The sequence below is a fragment of the Flavobacterium sp. genome (genome assembly GCF_039595935.1).
In the GTDB taxonomy this organism is placed as follows: Bacteria; Bacteroidota; Bacteroidia; order Flavobacteriales; family Flavobacteriaceae; genus Flavobacterium.
Genome location: NZ_JBCNKR010000005.1, coordinates 493,360 through 511,958, shown reverse-complemented (window position 1 = coordinate 511,958; position 18,599 = coordinate 493,360). Strand labels below are relative to the sequence as shown.

The window sequence follows — 18,599 nt, the reverse complement described above, 5'->3', positions numbered from 1 at the left end:
CTATAGATGTAAAGGCAGTAATGTCATAGTCGAGTAGTACTAATAATCCGTAAGCTTATGTACACCCTTTTCCCTCTCGTCCCAGACGAGAGGGAGGAAACTTTCTAAAACTAAAACTTACTTTTCTTTATCTCAGTATGTTAAAATATTTGCTCGACGCAGAGCAGTTGATGGTTAATAGTTGATAGTTGATGGAAAATCCCAGCAGCCGACAACCACAAACCAACAACTAACAACCTTAAGGTGGTTATTGCGGCGGGGCTCACCTCTTCCCATCCCGAACAGAGAAGTTAAGCCCGCCTGCGCAGATGGTACTGCATTATTGTGGGAGAGTATGTCGTCGCCTTTCTTTTTGAAAAACCCTATCCGTTCTTGGATAGGGTTTTTTTGTTTTATAATTATTTTTTAATGTGAAAGATAATTTCAATCTTTATTTTAGGCTTTATCTGTTTTTGTTTTCTTTGTTTTGATCTCTGCTTCGTTTTTTGAAATTAAAGCCTTATTTCGCAGTTTATTTGTGTTCTTTAGTTTTAAATTGTTTCTTTCTCCTTTTCTGCCTACTTATTCTTTTAAAAATCTTTTTATTTTTTGAGTGATTTTAATTTCATTGTTGAATCTAAATCAAAATATTGTTTTAATTTTATTTTATAGTTTTTAAAGATGAAAAATAATATTAAAATAGTTTAAATGTTGGATAATAATGAAAACCCTAAAGTTGATTTCTTCTTTGATAAAGCCAATAAATGGCAGGAAGAATTAGTTTTAATGCGAAAAATTGCGCTTGAATGTCAATTGAATGAAGAATTAAAATGGGGAGTTCCGTGTTATACATTTAAAGACAGCAATGTTGTTTTAATTCATGCGTTTAAGGAATATTGTGCTTTTTTGTTTTTTAAAGGGGCTTTATTAAAAGATACAGATGGAATTTTAATTCAACAATCAGAAAATGTTCAGGCTGCACGACAAATACGATTTACAAGTCTTCAGGAGATAGTTGATTTAAAAGCGGTTTTAAAAACATATATTTATCAAGCTGTTGAAATAGAAAAAGCAGGTTTAAAAGTTGAATTGAAAAAAACTTCTGATTTTCCTGTTTGTGAAGAGTTTCAAAAAAAATTAGATGAAATGCCGGATCTTCAAAAATCTTTTTTTGCCTTAACTCCCGGAAGACAGAGAGCTTACTTACTTCATTTTTCTCAGCCCAAACAATCCAAAACCCGTGAAGCTCGTGTAGAAAAAAATATTCCGAATATTTTGGATGGAAAAGGGTTAAATGATTAATCGAATACTAAATTAAAAAAGATGAGTCAAAAAAACATATTATCCCTAGAACAGGAAGAATCATTATTGAGTGTTTTAGAAGCACGTTTTGAAAATAATATGCATCGCCATCAAGGTATAAAATGGGAAAAGGTTCAGGAAAAACTGAAAGCTAATCCTAAAAAAATTTGGTCACTTGATGAAATGGAGAGAACCGAAGGCGAACCGGATGTTGTAGGTTATGATGAAAAAGCAAATGAATATATTTTTTATGATTGTTCGGCAGAAAGTCCAAAAGGACGCAGAAGTATTTGCTACGATCACCAAGCATTAGAAAAAAGAAAAGAAAATAAACCTACAGACAGCGCAATAAATATGGCTCAAGAAATGGGAATTCAAATTTTGAATGAAGAAGAATATCGTAGCCTTCAAAAACTAGGAAAATTTGATACCAAAACTTCAAGCTGGATTTTAACGCCTGATAATATTCGAAAATTAGGTGGGGCAATTTTTTCAGATTTTCGTTATGATACTGTTTTTGTATATCATAATGGTGCCGATTCGTATTATGCAGCGCGAGGTTTTCGTGGTTCATTAAGAGTTTAAAAGAATAAAAATAAACATGATATTAGCCTTTGATACTTATTATTTCGATAATAAAGCCAAAACAGTATGCCTTGAATTTAACAATTGGAATGAAGATAAAAACTTTAAAATTCATTCAGAAATAATCGATAATGTTTCAGAATATATTCCGGGAGAATTTTACAGAAGAGAATTGCCGTGTATCATCAGTTTATTGAATCAGATTGATCTGGAAAATATTGAAGCAATTGTTGTAGATGGATTTGTGTATTTAGATGATGAAAAAAAATACGGATTAGGCGGACATTTATATGAAAAGTTAAATAAGCAGATTCCGATTATTGGTGTTGCTAAAACTAATTTTGCCAGTATCGAAAAAAATAAAAAACCTTTATTTAGAGGTGATAGTATAAAACCATTATTTATAACTTCTATTGGAATTGATTTACAAGATGCTTTTCAAAAAATAGAAAGTATGGCTGGCGAATTTAGAATGCCAACTTTATTAAAAGAGTTAGACCGTTTAACGAAAGAGCTTTAATTATTTATGGATACACAACTTTGGAATCAAATTGAAAAATTTGACCTTGACAATCCAAATGATGAATATGGATTTTCAACAAGATTAGCCTCAGAAAATAGCTGGACTATTTATTTTACTAAAAAGGCAATCTTAGAATATAAAAAGTTTATGTATCTCGCAGCAACGTCAAATGAAATGGTTTCACCTTCGGAAATTGTTGATATTGTTTGGCATCAGCATTTAATATTTACGAATTCGTATTCTGATTTATGCAACATTTTATCAAAAAGGATTGAACATATTCCATCGACACATAATAAGGCAGAAAAAGATAAATTTCATAAAGCAAAAGAAGTTACTAAAAACTTATACGAATTAAATTTTGGAAAGCAGCCAGAAGAAATTTGGATTTTTAGAAATCCAATGGCTTCACTTCAATTAAACAATGCTAATTATAATCTCGGAATATTAAAAATAATTTTCTTAGCGTCATTTATACTTTTAAGTTTTCCTATTTCTTTTCTTATAAAACCAGTTTTGATTCAAATTGGTAATCCAAATTTTGTATGGTATTATATATTCTTGTTTGCTTTTGTCACATTCATATTGATGCAATTTGTTAAAAAAGCTTGTAATTCAATGATTGAAAAAATTAAGCCCAAATTAATTATCAGTAATCTTACACCTTTTGAATTAATTTTTTTTCAAAAAAATGATTTAGATTATGTAATTCATGGAGTTGTAAATAATCTAATTGAAAATAGAAGAGTACAGGTTACAGGCAATAAATTAAACTTAATCGATGATAAGCTAACAAATAATCCATATGAAAATTGTGTCATTGAAATTATGAAAGAGTATGATTTAATACCTTACCCTCAGTTAAACCAATTAATTAAGAACAAACCAGTATTTCAACAAATAAAAAAAGGAGTTGAAAAAATCAGAGAAACGATTTTAGATTCTAAGCAGTTTTTATTTATTATAAAAGCAGCGATGTTGGTTTTTGGACTTCTTTTAAGTATAGGTGTTAGCAGGATTATTATAGGAATTTCAAGAGAAAAAGCAGTAACTAAAATTGTTTTTCTAACTATAATTTTAGCTGCGATATCTTATTATTACTTTAAGAAAATAGTAAACTACTTATTTTTTAATACAATTCATTCAACTTTCAAAAAGGAAAAAAACAATACCGATCCTGAGCAAGACTGGCAATGGAATTATTTTTTATATGGAGGTCTGACAGTTTCTTTTATGCCTTTAGCAATGCCTGAAAATAATAAATTTACTTCATCAAACAGTAGTTCAGGATCTGGAAGTTCATGCGGGAGCTCATGTGGAAACTCCTGCGGAAGTTCGTGTGGAAGTTCATGTGGTGGATGCGGCGGTGATTAAGTTTATTTAAGAACCGTCATTTTGGCTAATCAATTATCCAAAACGACTAAAAGCAGGTTTTTGTTTCGGTACATCTTTGCATTATAATTTTAAAGCAATTAAAAATGCAAAAAACAATTTTTATTACAGGAGCTTCAACTGGTTTAGGAAAATCAACAGCAAAATTATTTCAAAGCAAAGGCTGGCAGGTAATTGCCACTATGCGAAATCCTGAAAAGGAAACAGAATTAACTTTATTAAAAAACGTAATTGTTTTACCTTTAGATGTTACAAATTCGGAACAAATTAATTCTACGATTCAAAATATTATTGAAAATTATACGGTAGATGTTGTTTTGAATAATGCGGGTTATGGATTAATTGGAGCGTTAGAATCTTTAAGTGAGGTTCAAATCGAACGTCAGATTGTTACGAATTTATTTGGAGTCGTTAGAGTTTCAAAAGCTTTTACACCCTATTTTCGTGAGAGAAAAAGCGGTACTTTTATAAATGTTACTTCTACTTTTGGTTTAATTGGATTTCCGACTTGTTCTATTTACAGTGCAACAAAATTTGGTGTGGATGGTTTTTCAGAAAGTCTGGCCTCAGAATTAACACAATTTGGAATTCAGGTTAAAGTGGTCGCTCCGGGCGGAATGAAAACCGATTTTGCTATTCGTTCTATGGAAGTTGGACAACATGAAGCATATGAAAAATTAACCGCCGAAGTAAGCAAAGGTTACAGCGCAGAACAAATGGAGAATTATACAAATGCCGATGATGTGGCTCAAATTATATACGATGCCGCTACTGACAATAAAAATCAATTACGTTATGTTGCCGGAAATGATGCAAATGCTTTATACAATGAACGATTGAAAAACGGAGCAGAAGTTCAGGTTCAGAATATTAAAGCAATGTTTACTTTTTAATTTAAAATGAGATGAAAAATCAAGCGATAGAATTAACAACTTTTAAATTAAATGGTTTTACAACACAGCAGTTTATTGAAGCCAATAAAGAAATTGACGATTTTTTAAAACGTCAAAAAGGATTTCGATCCAGAACAATTTTCGAACTCAAAAAAGGAATTGTTTACGATATGGTAGTTTGGGACAGTACGGCTGAAGGTACAGATGCAATGCATAAATTAATGACAGAACTCAGTGATTCTGTTGTGCATGATATGATTGATCAAAGTAGCGTGAGCTGGAATATTGCGCCAGTCGAACATTTTATAAATTTGTGAGATGAAGAATCAACCTAAAATATTTCATTCGATATCAGAATTGCATAAGGCGATGGGACAACCAAAGCCTATGCATCCTCTTATCAGTATTTTAAATTATGGTGAAGCAGTATTTGACCCGAAAGATTTTGAAAACGGAATTATTTTAGACTTTTATAAAATCTCTTTTAAAACTCATTTTTCCGGAAAACTTCGTTATGGCCATGGTTTTTATGATTTTGAAGAAGGCGGAATGTCATTTGTTTCTCCGGGACAAATTTTAAAAATGCAGGAGGAAGAAGCGGACTATAGCGGAATGTCATTAAATATTCATCCTGATTTTATTCGGCCTTATGCTTTAAATGCCAATATTAAAAAATATGGATTTTTTTCGTATTCGGCTTCTGAAGCTTTGTATTTATCTGAAAGTGAAAAAGAAACCATTTTAGGGGTTTTTACCAATATTCAAAACGAACTAAAAGAACGAATTGATAATTTTAGTCAGGACGTTCTTATTTCTCAGATTGAACTTCTGCTAAATTATAGCAAGCGGTTTTATAACAGGCAGTTTATTACCAGAAAAGCGGTTAATAATGATGTGTTTTCTAAATTAGAATCTTTGCTTGAAGATTATTTTAATAACGAAAAAGCACTTGAAAATGGTTTGCCAACCGTTCAGTTTGTGGCAGATGAATTGGGGTTGTCTGCCAGATATTTAAGTGATTTGCTTCGGAATCTTTCGGGACAAAATACACAGCAGTTTATTCATGATAAATTAATCGAAAAAGCAAAAGAATATATTGCGAAAGGAACTTTTTCAATGTCTGAAATAGCATACAAATTGGGTTTTGAACATCCGCAGTCATTCAATAAATTATTTAAGAAAAAGACCAATTTAAGTCCGATTGCCTTTCAGGAACAATTCAACAGAAATTAAAATGAAATCAATCCTGAAAAATAATTGATATGTTTTGAATCGTTTTTGCCAAATGACAAATTCCGAACAAATAACTTTGATTAACTTGCCTCTATGAAAGAATTTATAGATTATATATTGCAATTTGGAACTTTAAATCAACATCAGTTGGATTTAATTGCGAGTAAAACAACTGTATTGGAACTTAAGAAAGATGAATATTTTTCGGAAGCTGGGAAAATTGCTCAGCAAGTAGGTTTTGTTTTAGACGGAATTACCCGCGTTTGTTATTACAACAATAGAGGTGAAGAAATTACCAAATATTTTATCGACGAAAATAATCTGGTTGTTGATATGGAGAGTTTCGACAATGATATTTGTTCCAATGCTTATGTGCAGGCGATAACAGATTGTAAACTTTTGGTCTTTTCTAAAAAAGACTGGAGAGAACTTTTAGAAACTATTATTGGCTGGGATGCTATAGTACATAGAATCATTTCAAAAGCATTGAGACAAAAAGTAGAAAGAAGAAGTCCGCTGGTTTCAGAAGATGCCACTACACGATATTTAATGTTTTTGAAAATTTATCCAAATGTAATCAATAGGATTCCGTTATCTTATGTGGCTTCTTATTTAGGAATTACACAATCATCATTAAGCAGAATTAGAAAAAACATCAGTTAAAATTGCTTTTTGCCAAATGACAAATGATTCCATTTTCAAAGTAACCAACTTTGTATTATAATTTTAAAACAAATTAAAAATGAAATCAGTATTAATAACAGGAGCAAATAGAAGCATAGGATTAGAAATCGCAAAACAAATTTCAAAGCAAGGATTGTTTGTTTATTTAGGAAGTCGCGATCTTGAAAATGGAAATGAAGTTGTAAAACAATTAAACAAAAATGGATTTGAAAACATCAAAGCTATTCAAATTGATGTTACAAATCCAGACTCAATTTTAGCAGCAAAAAATATTGTAGAAAGTGAACAAGGAAAATTAGATATCCTGATTAACAATGCGGGAATAAGCGGCGGTCAGTTTCCTCAAACCGCTTCGGATACTAGTGTCAAAGAAATTAAAAATGTATTTGAAACAAACTTTTTTGGTGTCATAAGTGTTACTCAGGCTTTTTTGGAACTACTTAAAAAATCAGAAAATCCAAGAATCAGTAATATAACTTCAGGACTTGGTTCTTTGACTTTGCATAGTGATCCAACTTGGAAATATTACGATTTCAAATCGGCAGCTTATGGAACTTCAAAAGCAGCATTAAATGCATATACTATTGTACTGGCTTATGAACTAAAAGATTTATCTTTTAAAGTAAATGCAATCGATCCGGGTTATACCGCAACAGATTTTAATCATCATAGCGGACCTGGAACTGTAGAAAGTGCAGCATCGTTTATTATCAAACATACATTGACAGATGCGAACGGACCAACAGGCCAGTTTTTTAGCAATGATATTGAAGATGAAACAGGAATAAGTCCGTGGTAAATAACAATTCCATAAACAAAAAAGACTCCTATCAGGGAGTCTTTTTTGTTTTATTAAAAATTAATTTATTCGTATTTCAAATACTTCAGTACATCAACTTTTGTTGCCTGATACGCTCTTGAAAGTACAACTAATAAAGTTAAAGTTAGTAAAGCAGCAAATCCAATTAAAAAAGGATAAATCGAAATAGTTATTCTGTAAGCAAAATTCTCCAGCCATTTATTTAATAAATAATAAACAGGAAATAAAGCAATTAAAAAGCCAATTATGCTGAAAACAATATACTGTTTACAAAGTTCTTTTAATAAAACATCGGTTTCTGCGCCAAGAGTTTTTCGAATTGCAATTTCTTTCATACGTCTTTCAATAGAATAAGAAGCTAAAGCGAATAATCCGAAAAGAGCAATTGTAATAACAATGATATTTAGTAAAGAAAACAGATTTTTTTGCTTTACATAATTACTGTATGACTTTTTATATCCTTTGTCTACAAAATCATATATAAATGGATAATCAGGATCTATCTTTTTTGTCCATAAATTTTCTACCTCTGATATAGTTTGCTGCATCGTTTTTGGATCAGCAGAAATATAAATATTATTTATAAATCCGTTAAACCAGGGAATAGTTTTAAAATGAAAAAAAGTCATAGGAGGAATTGGTTCTCCCGGATTTCCGTTATTAAAATCTTTTACGATGCCGACAATAATGGCGTTATGTCCGCCCCAGTTTATTTTTTTGCCAATAGGATCTTTTTCATTTAATAATTTTAAAGCCGTTTCATTAATCAGCATTGAGCTAATAGTATCCTGAGAAAATTTTGGGTCAAAATATCGGCCTTTAACTATTTTTATTTTCATCATTTCCAGAAGACCAAAATCTATCGGCATATTATTTCCATCAACATTTATATCTTTATAATGATATGAAATCACAGATTTTGCGCCTTGACCTAAAACAAAACCTCCGCCCACAACTTGTTGTACACCTTTAATGTGCAGTAATTGATTTTTTATAGTTGTGTATCGGTTAAAGCGGTCTTTATCTGTAATTCCTTCGCCATAAATATTTCTGTATGAAATATTCAAGATTTGTTTACCGCTAAAACCTAAATCTTTTTCATTCATAAGATTTATTTGCTCATACACAATGTAAGAACCAATAATAAAAAAAGCAGCCACAGCAAATTGAAAAATTAACATTCCGTTTCGAAGCCAGATTCCGTTTTTGCTTCTTCCAAAATTTCCCTTTAAAACTTTTAGAGATTCAAAATTTGAAACATAAACTGCCGGAAATATTCCTGCCAGAATCACGGTAATAATAAATATGCCGGCAAGCTGTAAATAAAACTGACCACTTTGCAATACGAGTGTTTTTTCTAAAAAGACATTATAATACGGTAACGAAAGTTCTACGATAACAAGCGAAATTAGAATAGAAAGTAAAGACAGAATGGCTGTTTCAAAAATAAACTGCAAAATTATTTCTAATTTTGAAGCACCGATAATTTTTCGAACTCCGATTTCTTTGGCTCTTTTTACAGCATTTGCCGTAGCCGAATTAACATAATTTACTATAGAAAGCGCCAGAATTAAAATAGATAATCCTAACATAATCAATAAAAACTGAAAATTGCCTTTTGGCTCAACTAGACCATTGGTTTTGGTATGCAAACGAATACTGGATAAGGGCTCTAAGCCAGGTTTTACTTTCCCAAATTTTTTAATAAATTCCTGAGGATTCATACCTTGCTCTTTTGCTTGTTTTACAATCAAATTATCAAAGTATATTTTTTGAAGATTTGCTGTTACTCGCTGCTTGTCATTTGGATTTTTTAATTTTAATAGTAAAATAAATTGAAAATTTCCCCAACCCTGAATGTTTGCATTTATTCTTTCGTCCATAAAATTAATCACGCACGAAGGATTGAAAATTGATTTTTTGTCTAGTTTATAAACTCCTCTTACAATCAGACTTTGATTATTAAGAACAATTTGTTTTCCTATAGCAGGTTCATTACCAAAAAGCTGAACGGCTAAATCTTTTGATAAACAAATACTGTTAACATCCGGAAGAGCACTTTTTCTGCTGCCTTCAATAAATTCATAAGGGAAATAATCAAAAAAGTTTTTTTGAGCCACAAGTATTTTATTCGACTGTACTTTTTTAGTATTAAAGCGAATAATCTCATCGTTGTAATCGCCGTTTACATAACAAAAAGATTCGACTTCAGGACTCACATTTTTTAAAGCTGACCCCATTGGTGCAGAACTCGAAGCCCAATATGTAGTCGGATCCATTTGGTTGGCTACTAAAAAAACGTTGTCTTTATTTGGGTTCCATTGATCGTAACTCTGTTCGTCGTTCCAGTACAAAATCGCAAATATTAATCCTGCAATTCCAATACTCAATCCCAAAACATTTAAAACCGTAAACAGTTTGTTGTTTTTAATATGATACGTAAAAACATTAATCCAATTTTTCAGCATGATCTTAGTTTTTAGAAGTTACTAAAACATCTACATTTCGTTGATTCAATTTTTCTGAAAGAATAACACCGTCTTTCATCAAAATAGTTCTCTGCGAAAAAGAAGCATCATAATCAGAATGTGTAACCATTAAAATTGTCGAGCCGCTGGCGTGAAGATCCGTCAGTAATTCCATCACTTCATTTCCATTTTTGCTGTCCAGATTTCCCGTAGGTTCATCAGCCAAAATAATTTCCGGATCATTAATTAAAGCCCTTGCCACAGCAACACGCTGCTGCTGCCCGCCCGAAAGCTGCTGAGGAAAATGTTTCAAACGATGCGAAATGCCCAATATAGCCGCAATCTCTTCTACTTTTTTCTTTCTTTCAAAAGAATGCAATTTATTAATGTAAAGCAGCGGAAGTTCGATATTATCATAAACCGATAATTCATCAATTAAATTAAAATTTTGAAAAATGAATCCGATATTCTTTTTTCTGGCTTTTGATTTTAAACTTTCTTTTAAACCCACCATTTCCTGATTGAGCAAAGTATAACTTCCACCCGAAGCACTGTCTAAAAGACCGATAATATTTAATAAGGTTGATTTTCCGCTTCCTGACGGCCCCATAATCGAAACAAAATCGCCCTGATTTATGGTTAATGAAATGTCATTTAAAGCTCTGGTTTCTACTTCTTCGGTTCTAAAAACTTTTGAAAGATTTTTGATTTTGATCATAATTGATTTTTTAATGTTTGATTGATGTTCGTTTTTTTGATCTTCAGAAGTAAAAGAAACACGACCGAAAATTAAGAAATTAATAATGCGGTTAAATAGATATTTATTTTGTTATTTTTACTTCTGAAAGGCTTCAATAATTAATTGATTTACAAGTAGAAAAGGGATTTTTGTGCCAAAAAATTAAAATTTGTAACTGCCTTATTTTTAAAATTTTATTTTTTTAAAAAAAGCCGCGATGTCCATAATTGGACACTTTTTGTCCAAAACTGAACAATAATGAAAAAAACAAACGCTTCAATTTTAATCATCGACGATCAGGAAGACATACTTTTTGCTTCAAAAGTGTACCTTAAAAAGTATTTTGAGAATATTTATACACTTAACAACCCCAAAAAAGTAGTCGAATTATTAGCCCAAAATACTGTTGATGTTGTTTTGCTCGACATGAATTACCGAATAGGTTTTGAAGATGGGAGAGAAGGTTTGTATTTATTAAAAGAAATAAAAACGCTTTCGCCAAAAACAGTTGTGATTTTAATGACGGCTTTTGGAAAAGTAGAAACCGCTGTGGAAGGATTAAAATCAGGTGCTTTTGATTATATTTTAAAACCGTGGGAAAATAAAAAGCTGTTAGAATCTGTAAAACAAGCAGTAGATAAATCTCGGAAAGAACAAAAAAAGAGCAAAGAGATTGAAATTGAAAATGACTTTTTTATTGGAAATTCTGAAATCATAAAAAAAGCCTATTCACTGGCTGATAAAGTGGCCAAAACAGATGCGAATGTTTTGATTTTGGGTGAAAACGGAACCGGAAAATTTGTTCTGGCGCATCATATTTACAATCAATCTCAAAGAAAAAGTAATCCTTTTATAGCCGTAGATTTAGGTTCTTTGAATTCGAATATTTTTGAAAGCGAATTATTCGGATATGCTAAAGGTGCTTTTACCGATGCCAAAAACGATACGCCCGGACGTTTTGAAATGGCGCAAAACGGAACGATTTTTTTAGATGAAATAGGGAATGTGCCACTGCATTTACAGTCAAAACTATTGCAGGTTATTCAAACCAAAACCGTAACACGATTGGGCGAAACCAAAGCAAGACCATTAAATGTCCGCATTATTACGGCAACCAATTTGAACTTAAAAACAGAAGTGGCCGATAAAAATTTCAGAGAAGATCTATATTATAGAATCAATACGATGGAAATAGTTTTGCCTCCGCTGCGTGAACGAAACAAAGATAAAATTCCGCTGGCAGAATATCTTCTGGATAAAATGATCGAAAAATACGGACGAAGTGAAATTACTTTTGATAAAAAAGTTCTGGAACAAATTGAAAAACACGCCTGGAACGGAAACATTCGCGAAATGGAAAATAAAATAGAACGCGCTGTTATTTTGTGTGAAAATAATGTGATCACGGTTTCAGATCTCGATTTAGAAACCATAACACCTTATGATGAAAATCAGGACGATATTCAACTTTCATCTGTAGAAAAATCTGCGATCGAAAAAGCACTTTTAAAACACCAAAATAATATCAGCAAAACGGCCGATGAATTAGGTCTATCACGTGGTGCGCTCTACAGACGTTTAGAAAAATACAATATCAACATCAATTAGTATGTTTAAATCACTGCAAACTTATAAATTGCTTTTTTTTCGACTGCTGGCTATAGTCGTGGCAATAGAAATTTCGATTTATTTCTTCAAAACCGATTTGTTTTTTACGGGGATATTTGGCTTTTTTATCGTTTTTCTACTCGTTCGCGAAATGTATTTTTACGTTCGGAATTTTGTTTTGCTTTACGATAAAACCATTTCTTCGATTTTGCAAAATGACTTTTCATCGGATTTTACAAAGCATAAAACCGATAAGAATTACGACGAATTATTTCAATTATACGATACGCTCAAAAGCAGGCAGAACGAACAAATTTCAAAAGACATTATTTACCGTTCGATTTTAAATAATATCGAAACCGGAATTATCATTTTAGAAAAACAGGAAAACGACTGGGATATTTTTCTAATGAACGATTATTTTTCGTCACACTTTAATGTGCCTAAAGTTTCGAAATGGAAATATCTTAAAAACCAGCTTTCGTCACTTTGTGAAATTATCGAAAAAGATGATTTTCATGAAATAAAAACCTCAGTAGATATCAGTATAAACGAACAACTTCCGCAGACTTTTGTTTTGCAGGCTTCGAGAACAGAAATTTTTGAACGTAATTATTGCATAGTTTTACTCGATTCGATTCAGAATGTAGTCGAGAAAAAAGAAAAAGATGCGTGGGTAAATTTGATGAAAGTGATCTCGCATGAACTTTTAAATTCGATAACGCCAATTCGTTCTATTTGTCAAAACCTGCAGGATTTGGTAGAACAGGATTCGCTTTCGGCAGAAGATTTAGAAGATATTAAAAACAGCGTAGAAACCATGTTACGTCGAAGCGATCATTTACAGAAATTTGTAGAAGGTTACCGAAAACTGGCGATGCTGCCGTCTCCTAAAAAACAAGAAACAGAACTGCAGCATTTAATTGAAAATTGTATTCAAATCATGAATCCGTTATTTAAAAAAGACGACATTGAAATTGTAAATACGATTTTACAGAAACGTATAATCAATGTCGATCAACAGCAAACAGAACAGGTAATTATTAATCTGTTGACGAATTCGATTTATGCCTTAAAAAATTCGGAACAAAAACAAATTATAATTTCGGCCGAAACTAAAGAAAACAGAACTTTTATCAGAATCATAGACAACGGTTACGGAATCGAAAAAGAAATCGAAAACAAAATTTTCCTGCCTTTCTTCACCACTCGCACCGAAGGCGCTGGAATTGGTTTAACGCTTTCTAAAAATATTATCGAAGCACATGGCGGTTATATTTCTTTTAAAACTGAAAATGGGAGGACGGTTTTTGAGATTTGTTTGGTGGAGGGATAAATTTCTTTATAGTTTGTTTTCTTTATATTAGCTTTATAAAATGTTTTTACTTGGAAAATCAAAAAATGAACAAACCAATTTTAGCTTTATTAACTTTTTTATTTGGAATTCAGATTTTAATCGGTCAAAATAATAATGATCAATTAAATGACTGGGATAAAATAATTATTAAAGATGCTGGCGGGGGATTATCAAGTTATGAAAATAACTTTCAAGTTAAAAAGCAGAATTTGTTACTTACATCATTAGAAAAACCTGATTCTATAATCAAAAAGTTGATTCTAATGTGGTTTCTGAAATAATTAAATTGATAACAAGAACAAACAATTCTGATTTTTTTAAAGAACCTTTACTTTCTTTTGGCAGAGATTCTCTTTGGCTTATTAAAAATGCAGAAAATCTTTGGAAAGAATACACAGAAAAAAATAAAAGAGCAGAAGAAATAAATTCTATTGCAATTAATACAATCAAGGATTATAAGAAAGCAAACCAAGCTGTTTTATCTCTTCAAGATTCGAAATGGACAGATGATTATCCATTAATTATTGTTAGTGTAATAAAAGAAAATGATACACTTTCTGTATACTCTGCAGGACAACACCCTTATATGCTGCCATGGCATATAAATAGAAAGATAGTTTACAATTCAAAAATTTCCGAATTGGTTTCGGAACTATTACCCGATAAGGATCCAGGCAACAAAGAGAGGTTAAGCGGAAAAGAATTTAACAATTCATTAGTTGGAAAAATTCGGGAATTATTTTTTGAGGATAAAGAAAATTATTTAGAAGCCAGAAATAAATTCCCAAAGACATTCAAATTATTAGAAAAGGAGTTTGAAATTACTAAAGCGCAAATTGCTGATATTTCTTCAATTGAATGGGAAGGAGATGAATGTCTTGAAATGTCTATAAAGGATTTAAAAATCTCAAAAAATATTGAATTTTGCACCATCTCCGGAATAAATGAAATATTGAGTACAAAAAGATCGATTATTAATGAAAGAAAGCATTTGGTAAATCTATTAAAAGAAAATCGTATTTATAAATATACATTAAACTGCGACAGTTGTTTAGGTGAAATACATTGGGTTAAATCTAAATCCTTAAGCACAGTAGCAAAAAATAATTTTGAAGAAGATTTGCAAGAAAATGGAGTAGATAAAAATAAATACGAAGGAAAATATAAGGATGCAATTTTCTTTGAATTAACAGAAAACCGAAATTCAAAAAGAAGCTTTTCCCGCTGGATTTTTCTTAAAGACGGGACATTAATATTATGGGAATTGCGTGGTAGCTTTTTATTAAATTTCCCAAAAGATCTTTCTGAAAGCCAAGGTTACGTGTGTAAAGAAATTAAACTATAGAATCTTAAAATTTTATCATGTTTATTTATCAACTATACTTTTTATCGAATTACTAATTTCTTCCAAATTATTCTGTTTATTATTAGTCATTAAAATAATCGTAAAATTAGGATTACTGATTAACAAAGCCTGATAATTAAAAGCAGCGCCATCATGAATATGACTGGTAACTTTCCCGTTTTCGATAGATCCGCCGCCAAGACCCGTTTGATTATCTTTAGAAAAAGGTTCAAAAAGCTGACGTGTAGATTCAGAATTGATAATTTTAAAAGAATTAATAGCTTCTGACCATTTGTAAAAATCTTTTAAGTTCAAGGCCGTCCAGCCGGAAATGTTGTATTTCAGAATATCCTGTTTTCCTTTACTGTTGTAAGATTTTGCAAAAAGAGGCTCTTTGTCATCAGGATCGACAACTGCATTTTTGATTCCAATAGGTTTTAAGATTTTCTTTATCACAAACGAATTAAAACTCATTTTGGTGATTTTCTCAATAATACGTCTTTGCAAAAACACATTATTATTGTTGTAATCATACTTTGTTCCCGGTTCAAAATCAAGTTCTGAAGTCTTTAACAGAAAAGCCATATTGTCTGAATCCTGATTTACTTCACTCCATTTTATCTGCGGAAGTCCGCTTGTATATTGAAGCAGATTTATGATTTTAATTTTATTGGTCCAGGATGGAAGTTCCGGAAGGAATTTCGAAACCGGATCATCCAATTTTAATTTCCCCTGTTCTTTAAGCATCATAATTCCAACAGAATTAAATTCTTTAGCAATCGAACCAATATGAAAACGATACTCTTTATTTAATAGAATAGTATTACTCGCATCAGCTTGACCAAAAGCTTTTTCGTAAAGTATTTTACCTTTTTTAGCAATTAAAACATTTCCGTTAAAAGTTTTCGATTCAAGTGCTTTTTGAAATAGACTGTCCAGCTTAGTTTCTACGTTATTTGTCTGGCCGTAAAAATGACCGTATGTAAATAATGCTACTGTAAAAACAAAAAATTTGATCTTTGTTATGATAGTGTTCATTTTGAATGTTTTAATTTTCTATTAATTATTTTTCTCTTAGATAAATCATAAACTAAAAAAAAAGTCATTGCTAATATTTCTTCTATTCTATCCGTTGCTGTTTCGCAATAATATATTTAGTGCCATTATATAAAAATAAATTATTCCATTCAGTATCAGTATCAGGCTTAGAATTTTTTGTCAAAATACATGGAAGTTTATTTCTTATTATAGGGACGACTCTCAATTCATTAATGTTTTCAGATTCAGAACTTTTGTATAAAATTTTAAAATCTTTATCAGTATGCGAAACTATGTAAGCAGAGTTTTCAGAATTAACTACAGATAGTATTGTATCGTTTTTGGCAGATAAAATGTGAGTTCCACTATCTTCAAGTCCATAATACGATTTAGGAATATTAAGTCTTGTGAGCAATTTTTGAGTCAATAAAGTATCTTTTGATATTGTGTAATTTGAAGATTCAAAATCTTTTTCGAAATTGCTAATACCATAATAATGATCTGATGTGATTTTCTTTTCTGTTTTGTAAACAGCAATGAAGTAAGAAGAAATAGGTTGATTTAAATATTCTACACGAACAAAATTTGCATTGCAGAAAAATTTATTGTTTTCGTCATAGATGGCAAGTTTAGAAAGTCCTCTTAAGTCAAAATTCTTTGATGATAAACTCGTTGGAAATTTATATCTGTCATTTTCATCGTCTTTGTAAACCAACGAATCAGAAAGTTTTATTAGTTGATTGTATTCTTTTTCATCTATTTCTTCATTGTTGAAGTAAAGCTCAATATAAGCTTCGTTTTTATTTGAGAAATAGAATTTGTTTACAAATCCAAGATAATGAACATTTTCATTCAATTCCTCAATTTTTTCCTCTTTAGGTTTAGGCAGATTTTGCGAACTTTTATTACTTGATATATTAGATTTTTCTTTATTTGAACAGCTAAAAGTTAGTACAGCAAGCATTAACAGTATTGATATTCTCATTTGTTTTTGGTTTAAATTTGAATTAATAAATCTAATAAATGTCGGGCGTTATTTTGTGTTGCCAATATTAAATTCTTATAAACCTTGAAGTTAATTTTATGAGGAGTGGGAAGATAATGATATAAAAAAAACTCCTTAATTTCTTAAGGAGTTTCTTGGTGGGCGATGAGGGGTTCGAACCCCCGACCCCCTCGGTGTAAACGAGGTGCTCTGAACCAGCTGAGCTAATCGCCCTATTTTACTAGGTTGCTATCATTTGTGATTGCGAGTGCAAATATACGCTAGTTTTTGAGTTCTGCAAAGAATTTAGAAGAAAAAATAAAACTTTTTTAAAAATAAATTATATCTCGCTGTTTATGAATTTGTTATTAAATTGGTTTTTTTGAACTTTTTTCTGCGAATTTGGTTTTGATAATTACAAAGGCAGTTCGGCAACGACAAAAGTACTTCCGCCAACGTAAATAAAATCATTTTTTGATGCATTTTCTCTGGCTTTCGCGAAAGCGCTTTCAACAGAATCGTATTTTTCTCCAATTAAACTGAATTTTTCAGCCGCATTTTGCAAAGTTTCGGTAGGTAAACCTCTCGCCGAATTTGGACTGCAGAAATAATATTGCGCCTCTTTTGGGAAAAGTGGTAAAATAGAATCCAAATCTTTATCGTTTACAACACCCAGAACAATATGCAGTTTTTCATATTTTTCATTTTGAAGCTGATTCATCACAACGGCTAATCCGTGTTTGTTGTGAGCTGTGTCGCAGATAATTTTCGGGTTTTCGCCCAATTGCTGCCATCTTCCTTGTAAACCGGTATTTTTTACAACATTCAATAAACCTTCTTTTAATTGTTCTGTTGAAACTTTAAAATCGGTTTGATTGTTCAGAATTGAAATCGTCTGCTGAACCGTTTTTTTATTATGAAACTGATAATCGCCAATTAAATCAGACAAATAAATTTGATCAATTAAATCAGAAGCGAAAGAAATCGGTGCGTTGTTTGCTTCGGCTTTAGCCAAAAAAACAGGTTGCGTTTCTGGAGTATATTCACCAATAACAACCGGAACATTGGGTTTAATGATTCCGGCTTTTTCACCTGCAATGGCTTCAAGCGTATTTCCTAAAAACTGCGTGTGATCTAAACCAATATTTGTAATTACCGAAACCAAAGGCGTAATAATATTCGTTGCGTCAAGTCTTCCGCCCAAACCAACCTCAATCACGGCAATATCAACTTTTTCAGAAACAAAATAATCAAACGCTAAACCAACCGACATTTCGAAGAAACTCATGTCATTTGCCTCAAAGAAACTTTTGTGTTTAGCAATAAAGTCACAGACAAAATCTTCTGAAATTTCCTGACCATTTATTTTAATTCTTTCCCTGAAATCTTTTAAGTGCGGCGAAGTGTACAAACCCACTTTATAACCCGCTTCCTGCAAAATTGAAGCCAGCATGTGAGAAGTTGAGCCTTTTCCGTTTGTTCCCGCAACATGAATCGTTTTTAAATTCTTTTCGGGATTTCCAAGATGCTCTGCCAGTAACTTGATGTTTGTCAGATCTTCTTTGTATGCCGAAGCACCCTGAAGCTGATACATTGGTAATTGATTAAACATCCAGTTTGTTGTTTCCTGATAGTTCATTTTGTTTGG

General features: G+C 31.4%; 18 protein-coding genes, 1 tRNA gene and 1 rRNA gene. 14 read left to right on the top strand and 6 right to left on the bottom strand.

What is annotated here, in order from left to right; translation table 11 throughout:
* Positions 1-239 precede the first annotated feature (239 nt).
* From rrf to ABDW27_RS09695, 10 genes are all read left to right on the top strand, one after another.
* A 5S ribosomal RNA gene (rrf, locus tag ABDW27_RS09740) occupies positions 240-349 on the top strand.
* A gap of 338 nt (positions 350-687) precedes the next feature.
* On the top strand, positions 688-1,281 hold the full coding sequence (locus ABDW27_RS09735) for a DUF1801 domain-containing protein (protein ID WP_343695713.1): 594 nt from the start codon (positions 688-690) through the stop codon (positions 1,279-1,281).
* A gap of 21 nt (positions 1,282-1,302) precedes the next feature.
* The gene (locus ABDW27_RS09730) at positions 1,303-1,866 is read left to right on the top strand and encodes a DUF4256 domain-containing protein (RefSeq protein WP_343695712.1); all 564 of its coding nucleotides are present in this window, start codon (positions 1,303-1,305) and stop codon (positions 1,864-1,866) included.
* Positions 1,867-1,882: 16 nt separating this feature from the next.
* Complete coding sequence (locus ABDW27_RS09725; RefSeq protein WP_343695711.1) at positions 1,883-2,386, top strand: endonuclease V; 504 nt, start codon at positions 1,883-1,885, stop codon at positions 2,384-2,386.
* A gap of 6 nt (positions 2,387-2,392) precedes the next feature.
* Positions 2,393-3,763, top strand: a complete 1,371-nt coding sequence (locus tag ABDW27_RS09720; protein WP_343695710.1) for a hypothetical protein — start codon at positions 2,393-2,395, stop codon at positions 3,761-3,763.
* Between the two features lie 104 nt (positions 3,764-3,867).
* Positions 3,868-4,674 (top strand): SDR family oxidoreductase, encoded by an 807-nt coding sequence (locus ABDW27_RS09715; RefSeq protein ID WP_343695709.1) that lies wholly within the window; start codon positions 3,868-3,870, stop codon positions 4,672-4,674.
* Between the two features lie 11 nt (positions 4,675-4,685).
* Positions 4,686-4,991: a hypothetical protein gene (locus ABDW27_RS09710; protein ID WP_343695708.1), complete on the top strand. Its 306-nt coding sequence runs from the start codon at positions 4,686-4,688 to the stop codon at positions 4,989-4,991.
* Between the two features lies 1 nt (position 4,992).
* Positions 4,993-5,907 carry a helix-turn-helix domain-containing protein gene (locus tag ABDW27_RS09705; RefSeq protein ID WP_343695707.1) on the top strand — a complete coding sequence of 305 codons (915 nt, stop codon included), beginning with the start codon at positions 4,993-4,995 and terminating at the stop codon, positions 5,905-5,907.
* 93 nt (positions 5,908-6,000) lie between these two features.
* Entirely contained in the window at positions 6,001-6,570 is a 570-nt protein-coding gene (locus tag ABDW27_RS09700) for a Crp/Fnr family transcriptional regulator (protein ID WP_180861188.1), read from the top strand.
* Positions 6,571-6,649: 79 nt separating this feature from the next.
* The gene (locus ABDW27_RS09695; protein WP_343695706.1) at positions 6,650-7,390 is read left to right on the top strand and encodes an SDR family oxidoreductase; all 741 of its coding nucleotides are present in this window, start codon (positions 6,650-6,652) and stop codon (positions 7,388-7,390) included.
* A gap of 65 nt (positions 7,391-7,455) precedes the next feature.
* Here the strand turns inward: ABDW27_RS09695 and ABDW27_RS09690 are convergent, their stop codons facing one another.
* Together ABDW27_RS09690 and ABDW27_RS09685 are read right to left on the bottom strand one after the other, a co-directional pair.
* Positions 7,456-9,879: an ABC transporter permease gene (locus ABDW27_RS09690; protein ID WP_343695705.1), complete on the bottom strand. Its 2,424-nt coding sequence runs from the start codon at positions 9,877-9,879 to the stop codon at positions 7,456-7,458.
* 4 nt (positions 9,880-9,883) lie between these two features.
* Positions 9,884-10,597 (bottom strand): ABC transporter ATP-binding protein, encoded by a 714-nt coding sequence (locus tag ABDW27_RS09685; protein WP_343695704.1) that lies wholly within the window; start codon positions 10,595-10,597, stop codon positions 9,884-9,886.
* A gap of 279 nt (positions 10,598-10,876) precedes the next feature.
* Here ABDW27_RS09685 and ABDW27_RS09680 point away from each other — a divergent pair, with 279 nt between their 5' ends.
* From ABDW27_RS09680 to ABDW27_RS09665, 4 genes are all read left to right on the top strand, one after another.
* Entirely contained in the window at positions 10,877-12,226 is a 1,350-nt protein-coding gene (locus tag ABDW27_RS09680; RefSeq protein WP_343695703.1) for a sigma-54 dependent transcriptional regulator, read from the top strand.
* Between the two features lies 1 nt (position 12,227).
* The gene (locus tag ABDW27_RS09675) at positions 12,228-13,562 is read left to right on the top strand and encodes a HAMP domain-containing sensor histidine kinase (protein WP_343695702.1); all 1,335 of its coding nucleotides are present in this window, start codon (positions 12,228-12,230) and stop codon (positions 13,560-13,562) included.
* Positions 13,563-13,627: 65 nt separating this feature from the next.
* Positions 13,628-13,864: a hypothetical protein gene (locus ABDW27_RS09670; protein ID WP_343695701.1), complete on the top strand. Its 237-nt coding sequence runs from the start codon at positions 13,628-13,630 to the stop codon at positions 13,862-13,864.
* A 5-nt stretch (positions 13,865-13,869) separates the two neighbouring features.
* Positions 13,870-14,928 carry a hypothetical protein gene (locus tag ABDW27_RS09665; RefSeq protein WP_343695700.1) on the top strand — a complete coding sequence of 353 codons (1,059 nt, stop codon included), beginning with the start codon at positions 13,870-13,872 and terminating at the stop codon, positions 14,926-14,928.
* Between the two features lie 21 nt (positions 14,929-14,949).
* Here the strand turns inward: ABDW27_RS09665 and ABDW27_RS09660 are convergent, their stop codons facing one another.
* From ABDW27_RS09660 to ABDW27_RS09645, 4 genes are all read right to left on the bottom strand, one after another.
* On the bottom strand, positions 14,950-15,966 hold the full coding sequence (locus ABDW27_RS09660; RefSeq protein ID WP_343695699.1) for a serine hydrolase domain-containing protein: 1,017 nt from the start codon (positions 15,964-15,966) through the stop codon (positions 14,950-14,952).
* 82 nt (positions 15,967-16,048) lie between these two features.
* The gene (locus ABDW27_RS09655; RefSeq protein ID WP_343695698.1) at positions 16,049-16,951 is read right to left on the bottom strand and encodes a hypothetical protein; all 903 of its coding nucleotides are present in this window, start codon (positions 16,949-16,951) and stop codon (positions 16,049-16,051) included.
* A gap of 156 nt (positions 16,952-17,107) precedes the next feature.
* Positions 17,108-17,185, bottom strand: a tRNA-Val gene (locus tag ABDW27_RS09650).
* Between the two features lie 181 nt (positions 17,186-17,366).
* Positions 17,367-18,590, bottom strand: a complete 1,224-nt coding sequence (locus ABDW27_RS09645; protein ID WP_343695697.1) for a folylpolyglutamate synthase/dihydrofolate synthase family protein — start codon at positions 18,588-18,590, stop codon at positions 17,367-17,369.
* Between the last annotated feature and the right edge of the window lie 9 nt (positions 18,591-18,599).